We start from the raw sequence: 13,195 nt of genomic DNA, 5'->3' as shown, positions 1-13,195 counted from the left end.
GCTATCTCACTTTCAGCCTTAATCCCAACAGCCATTTCTCTCCTCTTCTTTCTATACTAATTAACCTAAAATTTCACAGATAGCATCAAACACTTCTGTCATAGGCTTAGTACCATCTACCTCTTTATACACATTCCTGCTCTGATAAAATTCTTCAAGAGGCTGTGTCTGTGCGTGGTATACCTCAAGACGCTTCTTAACAGTTTCAGGCATATCATCAGGTCTCTGAATTAAATCTCCGCTACATTTATCACAAATGCCCTCTGCCTTGGTATTGTTATAAATAATATGATAAGTTTCTCCACAGTTAGGACAGGTTCTTCTTCCTGACATTCTTTCAACAATGTTCTCATCAGGAACAACTACATTTACTGCATAGTCAATGTTCTCGCCTAATTTCTTAAGAGCCTCTTCAAGAACTTCTGCCTGAGGTATAGTTCTTGGATAACCATCTAAGATATAGCCCTTAGCACAGTCATCCTTTGCTACCCTGTCTAAAAGAATGCTTACAGTAAGTTCATCAGGAACAAGCTGTCCCTTATCCATATATTCCTTAGCCTTAAGACCAAGCTCTGTATTATTCTTGATATTATATCTGAATATATCTCCTGTAGATATATGTGGAAGACCGTATTTTTCAGCAATCTTAATTGCCTGTGTACCTTTGCCCGCACCCGGAGCACCAAGCATAACTATTTTCATATAGACCTCCTTAATTATTTAATAGGGAATTCCAGAGGAATTTCCTATTAAAATAAAAGCTGCAGCCGGACTATAACATTCATCTGTCATAACCTGCTACAGCTCGATATTAAATGTAACTTTTAATCATTTAAGAAACCTTTGTAGTGTCTCTCAAGCATCATTGACTCAATCTGCTTCATTGTTTCAAGAATAACGCCTACCACGATTATAAGAGAAGTTCCTCCAAATGATACATCTGCTCCAAATACACCTGAAAAGATAATTGGAACAAGGGCTGCAAATGTGAGCCCGCAAGCTCCTATAAATATTATGCTGTTAAGCACTTTTGTAAGATAATCACTTGTTGGACGACCCGGTCTTATACCTGGTATAAAACCACCTGACTTCTTCATATTGTTTGCAATCTCAAGCGGATTAAATGTAATAGATGTATAGAAGTAAGCAAAGAATATTATCATTACCACATAAAGTACAAGACCCAATGTGTACTTTGCCTCACCCAGACTGCTGAAATTACACCAAGCACCCTGATTTAACACCTTCAATATCTTCTCTCCAAGAGATGCCCCTGCACCGCTTTTTGGTTCTACACCAAGAAATCTGGCTATAATAATCGGTGTCTGCAAAATAGAACTTGCGAAGATAATAGGCATAACACCACCGGTATTTACCTTAAGTGGAATATTTGAACCTGAACCTCCAACAAGTCTTCTACCCTGAAGCTTCTGTGCATACTGCACAGGGATTTTTCTGATTGCATCATTTAATACAATTATATAAATTGTAAGTGCAACAATTACAACTACTATGAGGATTGCTGCAATAACCTTATTGATAACAGTTGTTCCGCCAACAACATAAGTATTAAATAATTTAATAATGTCTGATGGCATTCTTGAAACTATGTTTACAAGAAGGATGATTGATATACCATTACCCACACCCTTATCAGTAATTTTCTCACCTATCCACATAAGGAAGGCAGATCCTGCTGTAAGTGTCAGTGTAATAACTATTATTGAAGCTACGGATTTATTTTCCAAATAGTTCAAATTGCTAAAGCCTATTGCCATTGCCACACTTTCTATAAGAGCAAGTGCTACTGTAAGATAACGAGTGGCTGCTGCAATCTTCTTTCTTCCATCTTCTCCTTCTTTCTGTATCTCCTCAAGCCTTGGAATGGCTATGGTGAGAAGCTGCATTATAATAGAAGAAGTGATGTAAGGAGTAATACTTAGTGCAAAAATTGATAACTGTTCAAATGATCCACCGGTAATGGCATTCAGAAAGGACAGCTGAGTAATCTGAGATAAGAACTCAGATATCCTGCTACGATCAATCCCTGGAATTGGAAGCTGTGATCCAAGTCTGACTACTGCAAGACACAAGAGAGTGAATAAAATTCTCTCTCTTATATCCTTTACCTTAAGAGCATTACGAATCGCTTTTATCATTAGATCACCTCAGCAATCCCGCCAAGATTTTTAATCTTTTCTTCTGCCGAAGCACTGTAAGCGTTTACTTTAACTGTAAGCTTCTTTGTAAGTTCTCCATTTCCAAGAATCTTCACACCATCACAAACTTTTTTAATTACACCTGCATCAAGAAGAGCCTGAATTGTTACTTCAGTTCCATCTTCAAAGAGGTTAAGTTCTGATACATTGATAGCTACGATTTCTTTGGAATTTCTATTTACAAAGCCTCTCTTAGGAATTCTCCTGTAAAGTGGCATCTGACCACCTTCAAACCCCGGTCTTGGAGCTCCTGAACGAGCCTTCTGTCCCTTATGTCCCTTACCGGCAGTCTTACCATTTCCAGAAGCATGTCCACGGCCTCTTCTGAAATTATTACTCTGACGAGAGCCTGCTACAGGCTGTAAGTCTGTTAAATTCATGTTCACACCTCCCCTTCTTAGATTTCTTCTACCTTGAGCAGATATGCAACCTGCTTAATCATTCCTCTTATTGCCTCATTGTTAGGAAGAGTATTGCTGCGTCCTGTTTTCTTAAGGCCAAGAGCTTCTACTGTCTTCCTGTGCTTTGGTATGCGTCCGATAACAGACTTAACCAATGTTACTTTTAATTTATCAGCCATTATATTATCCTCCTATATTATAATTTACTATATCCGAATGAGCATTTACAGATCAGAAACGGAAATGCCACGAAGCCTAGCAAATTCTTCAGGAGTCTTGAGCTTAGATAAACCATTGATTGTTGCAAGTACAACATTCTGCTTGTTATTTGAACCAAGAGACTTAGTTCTGATATTCCTGTAACCTGCAAGCTCAAGTACATTACGAGCAGGACCGCCGGCAATTACTCCGGTACCATCAGGTGCTTTCTTAAGAAGAACCTCTGCACTTCCAAACTTACCAATAAAATCATGAGGTACGCTTCCGTTTTCATCAATTGGAAGTGAAACCATATTCTTAATAGCGTCTTCTTTACCCTTACGGATAGCTTCAGGGATTTCAGCAGCCTTTCCAAGACCTGCACCAACTCTGCCGTTCTTGTCTCCTACAACTACGAGAGCTGAGAATCTCATGTTGCGTCCGCCCTTTACAACCTTGACAACTCGCTTAATGGCAACTACTTTGTCAAAAAGCTCATTGTTCTCAGTATTATTATCTACTGAACGATTCATGTTTATTCCTCCTTCTCTTAGAATTCAAGACCTGCTTCTCTTGCAGCGTCAGCGAGTGCCTGTACTTTTCCCTGATAAATGAAACCACCTCTATCGAAAACGACTTCCTTAATTCCTTTTTCAAGTGCTTTTTTAGCTATAGCTGTACCTACTGCAGCTGCAGCAGCTACATTATTAGTATGTTCAAGACCGGCCTTAACATCCTTTTCAAGTGTGGATGCAGCAACTAAAGTAGCTCCAGCCTGGTCGTCAATGATCTGTGCGTACATATGGCTATCACTTCTAAATACAGCAAGACGAGGTCTTGCAGCTGTACCAGAAAGATGTGCACGCATTCTTCTATGTTTCTTTTCGCGAATAGCGCTTCTTGATGCTTTACGAACCATTCTTTTTCACTCCTTTAATTATTTTTTACCGGTCTTACCAACCTTACGCCTGATAATCTCATAATCGTACTTAATACCCTTGCCCTTATATGGCTCCGGCATTCTCTTCTCTCTGATTTCAGCTGCGTACTGACCAACCTTCTCCTTATCAATACCTTTAACAAGAATCTTGTTTGTACCTTCAACTGTTGACTCAACGCCCTCAGGATCAGTCATAACTACCGGATGAGAATATCCTAAGTTAAGGGTAAGCTCTTTTCCAGCTTTAGATACTCTATAACCTACACCGTTTACTTCAAGTGTCTTGGTATAACCTTCAGTTACACCAACTACCATGTTATTAATAAGTGTTCTTGTAAGTCCATGAAGAGACTTCATCTTCTTCAATTCGTTAGGTCTTGTAACAACAATCTCACTGTTCTCAAGTTTGATTATCATTTCCTTAGGAAGCACTCTTTCAAGTGTTCCCTTAGGACCTTTTACAGTCACTTTATTATTTTCTGCAATATCAACAGTAACACCTGCCGGTACTGCGATAGGCATTCTTCCTATTCGTGACATGCCCGCACCTCCATTTTTATTTTTGTTATCAGATACTAATTACCAAACAAATGCAAGAACTTCTCCACCAACTCCGAAGCCTCTCGCCTCTTTATCAGTTATAACGCCCTTGTTTGTAGATACTATAGCAACTCCGAGTCCTCCAAGAACCTTTGGAAGGTCTGCACAGTTAGCATAAACTCTATAACCAGGCTTTGAAATTCTCTTAATTCCGTTAATAACCTTTTCATTCTTATCCTTACCATACTTAAGTACGATATGGATATTCTTGAAACCGTTAACCTCATTGATTTCAAAGCTTTTTATATAACCCTCTTTCAAGAGAATCTCTGCGATTGATACCTTCATATTGGAAGCAGGTACATCAACCTCATCGTGTTTAGCCGTATTTGCATTACGGATTCTTGTAAGCATATCAGCAATTGGATCACTTGTTGTCATTTATATAACCTCCTTCCTAATATTACCAGCTAGCTTTCTTTACGCCTGGGATCTGTCCTTTATAAGCTAATTCACGGAAGCAAATTCTGCAAATTCCGAATTTTCTTAAATAAGCATGAGGACGGCCACAGATTTTGCAACGGGTATATTCCCTGGTAGAGAACTTTGCAGGTCTTTCCTGCTTAAGTTTCATTGATAACTTAGCCATGTTTCCTCCTTAATTACTTTGCAAAAGGCATTCCGAATGCTCTAAGCAATTCTCTTGCCTCTTCGTCTGTTTCAGCGGTAGTTACAAATATTACATCCATACCTCTTACTTTGTCTACTTTATCATACTCAATCTCAGGGAAAATAAGCTGTTCCTTAAGACCAAGTGCATAATCACCTCTGCCGTCAAAAGCATTAGGATTAACACCTCTGAAGTCACGAACTCGTGGAAGTGCAAGATTGATGAGACGGTCAACGAACTCATACATCTTATCACCTCTTAAAGTTACTTTACATCCGATTGGCATACCCTCACGGAGTTTAAAGTTTGCGACAGACTTCTTTGCCTTTGTATATACAGCCTTCTGTCCTGTAATTATTCCGAGATCATTAGCAGCTGTCTCAAGAATCTTAGAATTCTCTTTAGCCTCACCAACGCCCATATTAATAACTACTTTATCAAGCTTTGGAATCTGCATTACATTTTTATAACCGAACTTTTTCTGTAAAGCAGGTGCAATTTCCTTATCATAGGTTTCTCTTAACCTGTTCACTATGAATACCTCCTTCCAGTATTAGTCAATGATATCGCCTGTTGCCTTAGCTACACGGACCTTCTTGTCGCCCTGCATAGTAAATCCAACTCTTGTTACCTTGCCCTTTGCAACATACATAACATTAGAGATATCTATAGCAGCTTCCTCATGAACGAGTCCGCCGTTAGGATTGCTCTGTGATGCTTTCTTATGCTTTGTTACCATGTTAACACCTTCAACGATTACCTTACCTTCTTTAACGGAGATAACCTTTCCTTCGGTGCCCTTATATTTTCCTGTGATTACCTTAACGGTATCACCCTTTTTAATCTTACTGGTAGCCACTCTTACACCTCCTTATAAAACTTCCGGAGCAAGTGAAACGATCTTCATGAACTGCTTCTCACGAAGTTCTCTTGCTACTGGTCCAAATATACGAGTTCCGGTTGGTGTCTTGTCTTCCTTTATTATTACTGCTGCATTCTCATCGAACTTTATATAAGAACCGTCTTTTCTACGGCAACCCTTCTTAGTACGAACTACAACAGCTTTTACAACGTCACCTTTTTTAACAACTCCGCCTGGTGTTGCATCTTTAACACTGGCAACGATTATATCGCCTATAGCGGCATATCTTCTGGTTGAGCCACCCATAACACGAATGCAAAGAAGCTCTTTTGCACCGGTATTATCAGCAACTGCCAATCTGGTTTCCTGCTGTACCATTACTAGCACTCCTTTCAAATATTAAAAGATGGGATAATTATTTTGCTCTCTCAACTATTTCAACAAGTCTCCATCTCTTTGTCTTTGACAGAGGTCTGGTCTCCATTACTTTTACTCTGTCACCTACATGGCACTCGTTGTTAGCATCCTCAGCATAAAGCTTACGAGTTCTCTTAACGATCTTACCATACAGTGGGTGCTTCACATTATCTATAACTGCAACAACGATAGTCTTATCCATCTTATCGCTAACTACCTTGCCGGTACGCACTTTTCTAAGATTTCTCTCTTCCACGAGTATGTCTCCTTTCTTCGGATTAATTACCTAAGCCTAGTTAGCCTGTCTTGTTAAAACAGTCTGAATTCTTGCGATATTCTTTCTAACTTCTCTAATACGGCTTGTATTGTCAAGCTGGTTAGTTGCATTCTGGAATCTTAAATTAAAAAGTTCCTTCTTTGCAGCAACTAATTCTTCATTAAGCTCAACCTGTGTTTTACCATTAAGGTCCTGAACATACTTTCTACTCTTCATTATTCAGCACCTCCTTCTAAATCTGCTTTGGATACTACTTTACACTTAAGTGGAAGCTTGTGCATAGCGAGACGAAGAGCCTCTCTTGCGATTTCTTCATCAACTCCACCGATTTCAAACATTACTCTGCCAGGTTTAACAACTGCTGCCCAGTAGTCAAGGGAACCTTTACCGGAACCCATTCGGGTTTCAGCAGGCTGTAAGGTAACCGGCTTATCCGGGAATATCTTAATCCATACCTTACCACCACGCTTAATGTAACGAGTCATAGCAATTCTGGCTGCTTCTATCTGATTTGACTTAACCCAAGATGGCTCAAGTGCAACGATACCGAACTCTCCATTTGATATAGTATTGCCTCTGTGAGCAGCGCCCCTCATAGAGCCACGGAACTGCTTACGATGCTTTACTCTTTTTGGCATTAACATTATTTATCGCTCCCTTCCTTTTTGTTGTTTCCCTTAGTAGGAAGAACTTCTCCAAGGTAGATCCAGCACTTAACACCAACTTTACCATAAGTTGTGTCAGCCTCTGCAAAACCATACTCGATGTCTGCACGAAGTGTCTGAAGAGGAATTGTTCCCTCGCTGTAGAACTCTGTACGAGCCATATCAGCACCGCCAAGACGACCGGATACGCTTGTCTTTATACCCTTAGCACCGTTCTTCATAGTTCTGCCCATTGCAGACTTCATAGCACGTCTAAATGAAATACGGGCTTCAAGATCCTTAGCTATCTTCTCTGCAACCAACTGTGCACTTAAGTCAGCCTTCTTAATCTCCTTAACCTTAATATCTACTTTCTGCTTACTTAACTTCTGAACTTCTACCTTTAACTTGTCAACATCAGCACCTGCCTTACCGATTACTATACCAGGCTGTGAAGTATTAACAATAACGATAACTCTGTCAGTTGTTCTTTCTATTTCAATGCTACCTATTCCGGCATCGTAGAGTTTCTTCTTAAGAAATTCTCTAATCTTATAATCTTCTACAAGGAAGTCTGCGAAATCTTTACCAGCATACCATTTTGATGACCAGTCTTTGATTACGCCAACTCTTATACCGTGAGGATTAACTTTCTGTCCCATTTGGCCTTAACTCTCCTTTCGTATTACTTCTCATTAAGAATTACAGTTATGTGACTCATTCTCTTGAAGATGCGGTATGCACTTCCTCTTGCCCTTGGCTGTACTCTCTTCATGATTGGGCCATCTCCTGCGAAACACTCCTCAACGAAAAGGTTGTCGCGGTTAAGACCTTTAACCTCTGCATTTGCAATTGCAGACTTAAGTAACTTCTCTATTACTGTTGAAGCATATCTTGGGTTATATGCTAATATACCGAGTGCTGTATTTACATCCTTGCCTCTGATCGCATCAAGAACGAAACAAGCCTTCTGAGTTGAAACTCTTGCATAAGATAACTTTGCGTGTGGTCTCATTTCTCTATTGTTCTCATTTCTCTCTCTTTTGATCTGGGATCTATGTCCTTTTGCCATGGATGTACCTCCTTTCAGTTTTGTGGAAATATTCTATTACATTCTCTTTTCGTCTTTACCATGTCCTCTGTAAGACCTTGTTGGTACAAATTCTCCAAGCTTGTGTCCTACCATATCTTCTGTAACATATACAGGCACATGCTTTCTTCCATCGTGAACAGCTATTGTATGTCCAACGAATGAAGGGAAGATTGTTGAACGACGTGACCAAGTCTTAACTACGCTCTTATCACCGGCAGCGTTAAGAGCATCTATTTTCTTTAATAAATGTCCATCAGCAAATGGTCCCTTTTTAAGTGATCTTGCCATGATTAAACCTCCTTATAATCTATTATTTAAGTCCCTTACCATCGCGTCTTCTTACGATTAACTTATTGGACCTCTTATTGCTCTTTCTTGTCTTAAGACCAAGAGCAGGTTTACCCCAAGGTGTAACAGGGCCTGGACGACCAATTCCTGTTTTACCTTCACCACCACCGTGTGGATGGTCATTAGGGTTCATGACAGAACCACGAACTGTAGGTCTGAAACCTTTATTACGTGTACGTCCTGCTTTACCAACATTTACAAGTTCATGTTCAATATTTCCAACCTGACCGATAGTTGCACGGCACTCTACAGGCACCATTCTCATTTCACCGGATGGCATTCTGAGTGTAGCATACTTGCCTTCCTTAGCCATAAGCTGAGCTGCATTTCCTGCTGCACGGACTAACTGTCCACCCTTGCCAGGATATAACTCTATATTGTGAATATTTGAACCTACAGGAATAGCTGAAAGAGGAAGACAATTGCCTACTCTTACTTCAGCTCCGGCTCCGTTCATAAGGGTTGTTCCTACAGTTAAGCCTACAGGAGCAAGGATATAAGCCTTCTCTCCGTCTGCATAATGTAAGAGTGCTATATTTGCTGTACGGTTTGGATCGTACTCAATAGCAACAACCTTTGCCGGAATTCCATCTTTTCTTCTCTTGAAATCAATAATTCTATAAAGCCTGCGAGAACCGCCGCCTCTATGTCTTACAGTAATCTTACCCTGATTATTACGACCTGAATTCTTCTTAAGTGATACACACAAAGACTTTTCCGGAGTTGACTTTGTAATCTCTGCATAGTCTAAACCGGTCATATTTCGTCTTGAAGGTGTATATGGGCCGAATTTCTTAATTCCCATTATATAACTCCTTTCGCTGTTATCGGCTGCGCGCCATACTGTTTAATAATTATAATCCCTGGAAGATTTCGATATCCTTGCTGTCCTCAGCAAGTTTTACATAAGCCTTCTTTGTCTTAGCTGTTCTTCCAAATGTTGCTCCACGTCTCTTAACTTTTCCATCTGCAGTTACTGTGTTTACCTTAACAACCTTTGTTCCTGCAAACATTTTCTCTACAGCTTCTTTAATCTGAGTCTTGGTAGCTTCAGGATTTACAGAGAATACATACTTCTTCTCTGCCATGCCGTTCATACTCTTCTCAGTGATGATAGGCTTCAAAATAACGTCATAATATTTAATATCTGCCATTATGCGTATACCTCCTCAATCTTTGAAACAGCATCCTTAGTCATAACAAGGCTGTCATGATTTAAGATATCATACACATTGATGCTATTGGTCAAAGTTGTTGCAACTGACTCAAGGTTTCTTGCTGAAAGGATTACATTGTCTTCCTTCTCGCCAAGAACAATAAGTGCTCTATTAGCCTTAATATCCTCTAAAACCTTCTTAGCAGCCTTTGTCTTAATCTCACCAAGCTTGAACTCATCAAGCACGATAAGCTTATTCTCATTTAATTTTGTTGTGAGTGCAGAACAGATAGCTGCCCTTTTTTCTTTTCTATTCATTTTGAACGAATAATCTCTTGGCTGTGGTGCAAAAACAACACCGCCACCCTTCCACTGTGGGCTTCTGATAGATCCCTGTCTAGCGTGACCGGTTCCCTTCTGTCTCCAAGGCTTTCTTCCGCCTCCACGAACTGCCGCACGTGTTTTTGCACTCTGTGTACCCTGACGGTTGTTAGCAAGCTGTAAAACAACTGCTCTATGCATCAGATGCTCTTTAACTTCTACTGCAAAGATTTCATCATTAAGCTCTAATGAACCAACTTCTTTGCCTTCCATATTTAATACTGATATGTTTGCCATTTATCTTTCCTCCTTCCCGTCAGGTTCTATTATTTATTCTTCCTTGTTGTATTTTTGAGCATTACAAGCGCTTTCTTAGCTCCTGGAACTGCTCCTTTAACAAGGATTAAATTCTTCTCTGCATCAACTCTTACTACTTCAAGATTCTGAATTGTAACCTTTACATGACCCATATGTCCGGCCATCTTCTTGCCCTTAAATACCTTACTAGGATCGGAACAAGCTCCGTTTGAACCTGCATGTCTGTGGTACTTAGAACCATGTGCCATAGGTCCTCTGTGAAGACCATGTCTGTGAATAGCACCCTGGAAACCTTTACCCTTAGATGTAGCAGTTGCATCAACCTTATCTCCGGCTGCAAATACATCTGCCTTTATCTCATCTCCGGCTTTGTAGTTTTCAGCATCTTCAAGCTTAAACTCTTTTAAGAATCTCTTTACAGGAACACCTGCCTTAGCAAAATGTCCTTTCTTTGGCTTATTAACAAGGCTCTCACGAATCTCGCCAAAACCTACCTGAACTGCGCTATAGCCATCATTTTCTACTGTCTTAACCTGAGTTACCACAGTAGGATCAGCCTTTAATACAGTTACAGGAATTAATGAACCATCCTCAGCAAAAATCTGTGTCATACCGATTTTTGTAGCAAGTATTGCTTTCTTCATTTCTTTACCTCCTGTTAATCTACAGCGGACCGAAACTTGTCGGTCATCCTAGATGGCATAAATAGGAGTTTTCTCTCTATCATAACCCTAAGGATCTTGCTAAATTTGTTTTTCCTACTTACTCTTCATGTTGATTTTAATTTCAACACCGGCAGGAACATCAAGTCTTGATAACGCGTCAACCAATTTCTGGTTAGGCTCGAAAACATCAATGAGTCTTTTGTGGGTTCTCTGCTCAAACTGTTCTCTGGAGTCCTTATACTTGTGCACCGCACGAAGTATTGTAACTATCTCTTTCTTCGTAGGAAGAGGTACAGGACCACTAACCTTTGCTCCAGCCTTCTTTACAGTGTCAACAATCTTTGTTGCTGAACTGTCGATAAGCTGATGATCATACGCCTTTAATGTAATTCTCATTACTTGACTTGCCATAAAAAAAGTCGCCTCCTTTTCGCACTTTCGTGAATTCTCACTATTTAGTACGACAAGCGGTGACTGTACACACACCCGGGTGTTTCGCAAACATAACTATGAATGACTCACACCACGCCCTACTCTGTAGAACATATTAGTTGTTTTCTGTACAGTGACTTGTCGCCAGGTTTGCAGGCTTTACAGCCTCTTGACATTCGCTCCACGAAAAACCCAAAAACCTGTATAAACAGCTTTCTCGGCAACCTCCGCTTCTTAGCTATCAATGCCACAACAGTACCATTATATTCTATTTTTTATAATATTGCAAGTAATAATTAAGCTTTTTCCACTTTTAGTTGTTTTGTATAATATTGTTTATTATTTCCCTCATTACCTTGTCATATATTGCTTTAGTATAATGCAAGCCATCCCTAGTTTCAGCCTCATACCCTCTTACTGAAGATACTTCAGTATAGCCATCCACATATTTTACATCAGTCACTGCCAGTTTCTTCTTCATAGCAGCATTAAATTTCACTATATCCTTATTATCAATTTTATATTTCGCCTTGTCTACATATGGTAGTACTGATACATAAAATATCTTTGCTCCTGATTTTTCTGACAATTTAATCAGACAATTACTCAACTCCTCAGCATGATGTTCTCCCAAACTGTTTACTCCTAAAAGAACCGCAACATCAGTTATACCTTTTTCAGTAATGTCTTTTACCAAGTCTGCTTCCTCATTCTCAGTCAGCGTATTTATAATATATTTCTTCTGTACCTTACCAAGTCTTACCTTTAATTCATAATCTATAAAGTCCGTACCTACTCCACTTTCAGCCAGCCAGTATATTTTTTCATCAATTTTTTCTTCATATTCCTCCCTGTTTTGAGACATAAGAAAAACATTGCTGTCACCTAGAAGCAAGAGTTTTTTTTCTTTAATTTCGAATACCTTATTTCCACCTATGCCTGATGTTTCTTCTTTAGTATTAGTTTCCACCTTCTCTCCATCTTTCTTAATTTCATTTCTAATTGATTTCACATAAAACTCCGGTTTCTTTTTTAACAGCGACTTCCACTCCACCTGTTCGTACAGCAACATGGCAAGAATATTTAACATAGTAAAAATCAAAAAAAGCTTAAAGAGTTTGTATCTTTTATTCTCATTCATAGATACTCTACCTCCTTAAGCCTGTTAAATCACTTCAATTCTTCTTTTTTATTACTAATCAACGATAAGATTTCGCTAAATACTGCATTATAAACTTTTTTCGAATAATGAATGCCATCACTAGTCTGCTTATGATATTGCTTTACAGACTTTACAATTTTATATGCATCTACATAAGTTACATCACTTTTTTTAAATCCGTCCCGTGTCAGCTTATTATGCTGCATCATTACTTTTTCTCTGTTTTTATACCTGCCTTTATGTACATAAGGCAGTGTGTTTACATAATAAACTCTGCACCCGCTTTTTTTTGCAAGTTTTTTTAAACAGTCCACAATTAATTTAGTGGATTTTTCTCCATCATCAACCCCCGTATAACTCTTTTTCCCTTTTGACATTCCATAGGCAATACTGTCCCCTATAACCAAAATAGTTTTATCATCCTTTGGCTTCTTCTTAGTCTCAGCATATCCTTTATGACTAAATATAAAAAGAAACACTAAAATTCCACACAGCAAAAAAATCAACTTTTTAGAGTACCCTCTCATAAGTA

The 13,195-nt window shown here is 39.2% G+C and carries 25 protein-coding genes; all 25 read right to left on the bottom strand.

The features are described from left to right. Positions 1-60: 60 nt before the first annotated feature. Entirely contained in the window at positions 61-702 is a 642-nt protein-coding gene (locus ACTTKP_RS02425; protein WP_442552307.1) for an adenylate kinase, read from the bottom strand. Between the two features lie 122 nt (positions 703-824). Further along, positions 825-2,159 (bottom strand): preprotein translocase subunit SecY, encoded by a 1,335-nt coding sequence (gene secY, locus ACTTKP_RS02420; protein ID WP_442552306.1) that lies wholly within the window; start codon positions 2,157-2,159, stop codon positions 825-827. After that, positions 2,159-2,599 carry a 50S ribosomal protein L15 gene (gene rplO, locus ACTTKP_RS02415; protein ID WP_442552305.1) on the bottom strand — a complete coding sequence of 147 codons (441 nt, stop codon included), beginning with the start codon at positions 2,597-2,599 and terminating at the stop codon, positions 2,159-2,161. Before rplO ends, secY begins: the two co-directional genes overlap by 1 nt. A 17-nt stretch (positions 2,600-2,616) precedes the next feature. Beyond that, positions 2,617-2,799, bottom strand: coding sequence for a 50S ribosomal protein L30 (gene rpmD, locus ACTTKP_RS02410; protein WP_442552304.1), 183 nt, complete (start codon positions 2,797-2,799; stop codon positions 2,617-2,619). A gap of 45 nt (positions 2,800-2,844) precedes the next feature. Next, positions 2,845-3,351: a 30S ribosomal protein S5 gene (gene rpsE, locus ACTTKP_RS02405; RefSeq protein WP_442552303.1), complete on the bottom strand. Its 507-nt coding sequence runs from the start codon at positions 3,349-3,351 to the stop codon at positions 2,845-2,847. Between the two features lie 17 nt (positions 3,352-3,368). Beyond that, positions 3,369-3,737 (bottom strand): 50S ribosomal protein L18, encoded by a 369-nt coding sequence (gene rplR / locus ACTTKP_RS02400; RefSeq protein ID WP_442552302.1) that lies wholly within the window; start codon positions 3,735-3,737, stop codon positions 3,369-3,371. An 18-nt stretch (positions 3,738-3,755) separates the two neighbouring features. Then, positions 3,756-4,298, bottom strand: coding sequence for a 50S ribosomal protein L6 (gene rplF, locus ACTTKP_RS02395; RefSeq protein WP_442552301.1), 543 nt, complete (start codon positions 4,296-4,298; stop codon positions 3,756-3,758). Positions 4,299-4,337: 39 nt separating this feature from the next. Then, entirely contained in the window at positions 4,338-4,739 is a 402-nt protein-coding gene (gene rpsH / locus ACTTKP_RS02390) for a 30S ribosomal protein S8 (RefSeq protein ID WP_442552300.1), read from the bottom strand. A gap of 22 nt (positions 4,740-4,761) precedes the next feature. Next, positions 4,762-4,947 carry a type Z 30S ribosomal protein S14 gene (locus tag ACTTKP_RS02385; protein WP_442552299.1) on the bottom strand — a complete coding sequence of 62 codons (186 nt, stop codon included), beginning with the start codon at positions 4,945-4,947 and terminating at the stop codon, positions 4,762-4,764. A 13-nt stretch (positions 4,948-4,960) separates the two neighbouring features. After that, positions 4,961-5,500 carry a 50S ribosomal protein L5 gene (rplE, locus tag ACTTKP_RS02380; protein ID WP_442552298.1) on the bottom strand — a complete coding sequence of 180 codons (540 nt, stop codon included), beginning with the start codon at positions 5,498-5,500 and terminating at the stop codon, positions 4,961-4,963. A 21-nt stretch (positions 5,501-5,521) separates the two neighbouring features. After that, positions 5,522-5,827 (bottom strand): 50S ribosomal protein L24, encoded by a 306-nt coding sequence (gene rplX, locus ACTTKP_RS02375; RefSeq protein WP_023353554.1) that lies wholly within the window; start codon positions 5,825-5,827, stop codon positions 5,522-5,524. Between the two features lie 12 nt (positions 5,828-5,839). Then, the gene (gene rplN / locus ACTTKP_RS02370; RefSeq protein ID WP_023353555.1) at positions 5,840-6,208 is read right to left on the bottom strand and encodes a 50S ribosomal protein L14; all 369 of its coding nucleotides are present in this window, start codon (positions 6,206-6,208) and stop codon (positions 5,840-5,842) included. A 37-nt stretch (positions 6,209-6,245) separates the two neighbouring features. Then, positions 6,246-6,503, bottom strand: coding sequence for a 30S ribosomal protein S17 (gene rpsQ, locus ACTTKP_RS02365; protein WP_023353556.1), 258 nt, complete (start codon positions 6,501-6,503; stop codon positions 6,246-6,248). A 36-nt stretch (positions 6,504-6,539) separates the two neighbouring features. Beyond that, positions 6,540-6,740 carry a 50S ribosomal protein L29 gene (rpmC, locus tag ACTTKP_RS02360; protein ID WP_442552297.1) on the bottom strand — a complete coding sequence of 67 codons (201 nt, stop codon included), beginning with the start codon at positions 6,738-6,740 and terminating at the stop codon, positions 6,540-6,542. After that, positions 6,740-7,168, bottom strand: a complete 429-nt coding sequence (rplP, locus tag ACTTKP_RS02355; RefSeq protein ID WP_442552296.1) for a 50S ribosomal protein L16 — start codon at positions 7,166-7,168, stop codon at positions 6,740-6,742. The genes rpmC and rplP overlap by 1 nt, the downstream gene beginning before the upstream one ends. Then, entirely contained in the window at positions 7,168-7,830 is a 663-nt protein-coding gene (gene rpsC, locus ACTTKP_RS02350) for a 30S ribosomal protein S3 (RefSeq protein ID WP_442552295.1), read from the bottom strand. Before rpsC ends, rplP begins: the two co-directional genes overlap by 1 nt. A gap of 23 nt (positions 7,831-7,853) precedes the next feature. Beyond that, positions 7,854-8,240, bottom strand: a complete 387-nt coding sequence (gene rplV, locus ACTTKP_RS02345) for a 50S ribosomal protein L22 (protein WP_023353560.1) — start codon at positions 8,238-8,240, stop codon at positions 7,854-7,856. A gap of 36 nt (positions 8,241-8,276) precedes the next feature. After that, positions 8,277-8,549, bottom strand: a complete 273-nt coding sequence (gene rpsS / locus ACTTKP_RS02340; protein WP_023353561.1) for a 30S ribosomal protein S19 — start codon at positions 8,547-8,549, stop codon at positions 8,277-8,279. 22 nt (positions 8,550-8,571) lie between these two features. Further along, positions 8,572-9,414: a 50S ribosomal protein L2 gene (gene rplB / locus ACTTKP_RS02335; RefSeq protein WP_442552294.1), complete on the bottom strand. Its 843-nt coding sequence runs from the start codon at positions 9,412-9,414 to the stop codon at positions 8,572-8,574. 49 nt (positions 9,415-9,463) lie between these two features. Then, entirely contained in the window at positions 9,464-9,763 is a 300-nt protein-coding gene (rplW, locus tag ACTTKP_RS02330) for a 50S ribosomal protein L23 (RefSeq protein WP_442552293.1), read from the bottom strand. Further along, positions 9,763-10,383: a 50S ribosomal protein L4 gene (gene rplD, locus ACTTKP_RS02325; RefSeq protein WP_442552292.1), complete on the bottom strand. Its 621-nt coding sequence runs from the start codon at positions 10,381-10,383 to the stop codon at positions 9,763-9,765. The genes rplW and rplD overlap by 1 nt, the downstream gene beginning before the upstream one ends. A gap of 29 nt (positions 10,384-10,412) precedes the next feature. After that, entirely contained in the window at positions 10,413-11,048 is a 636-nt protein-coding gene (gene rplC, locus ACTTKP_RS02320; protein ID WP_442552291.1) for a 50S ribosomal protein L3, read from the bottom strand. Positions 11,049-11,162: 114 nt separating this feature from the next. Continuing rightward, positions 11,163-11,480: a 30S ribosomal protein S10 gene (gene rpsJ / locus ACTTKP_RS02315; RefSeq protein ID WP_442552290.1), complete on the bottom strand. Its 318-nt coding sequence runs from the start codon at positions 11,478-11,480 to the stop codon at positions 11,163-11,165. 334 nt (positions 11,481-11,814) lie between these two features. Beyond that, positions 11,815-12,642 (bottom strand): hypothetical protein, encoded by an 828-nt coding sequence (locus ACTTKP_RS02310; protein ID WP_442552289.1) that lies wholly within the window; start codon positions 12,640-12,642, stop codon positions 11,815-11,817. 29 nt (positions 12,643-12,671) lie between these two features. After that, positions 12,672-13,190, bottom strand: a complete 519-nt coding sequence (locus ACTTKP_RS02305) for a hypothetical protein (protein ID WP_442552288.1) — start codon at positions 13,188-13,190, stop codon at positions 12,672-12,674. Between the last annotated feature and the right edge of the window lie 5 nt (positions 13,191-13,195).

This window comes from Catonella sp. (genome assembly GCF_052169795.1).
GTDB lineage: Bacteria > Bacillota > Clostridia > Lachnospirales > Lachnospiraceae > Catonella.
Note: the sequence above shows the minus strand (reverse complement) of the source record. Positions and strands in the feature narration are given on the sequence as shown.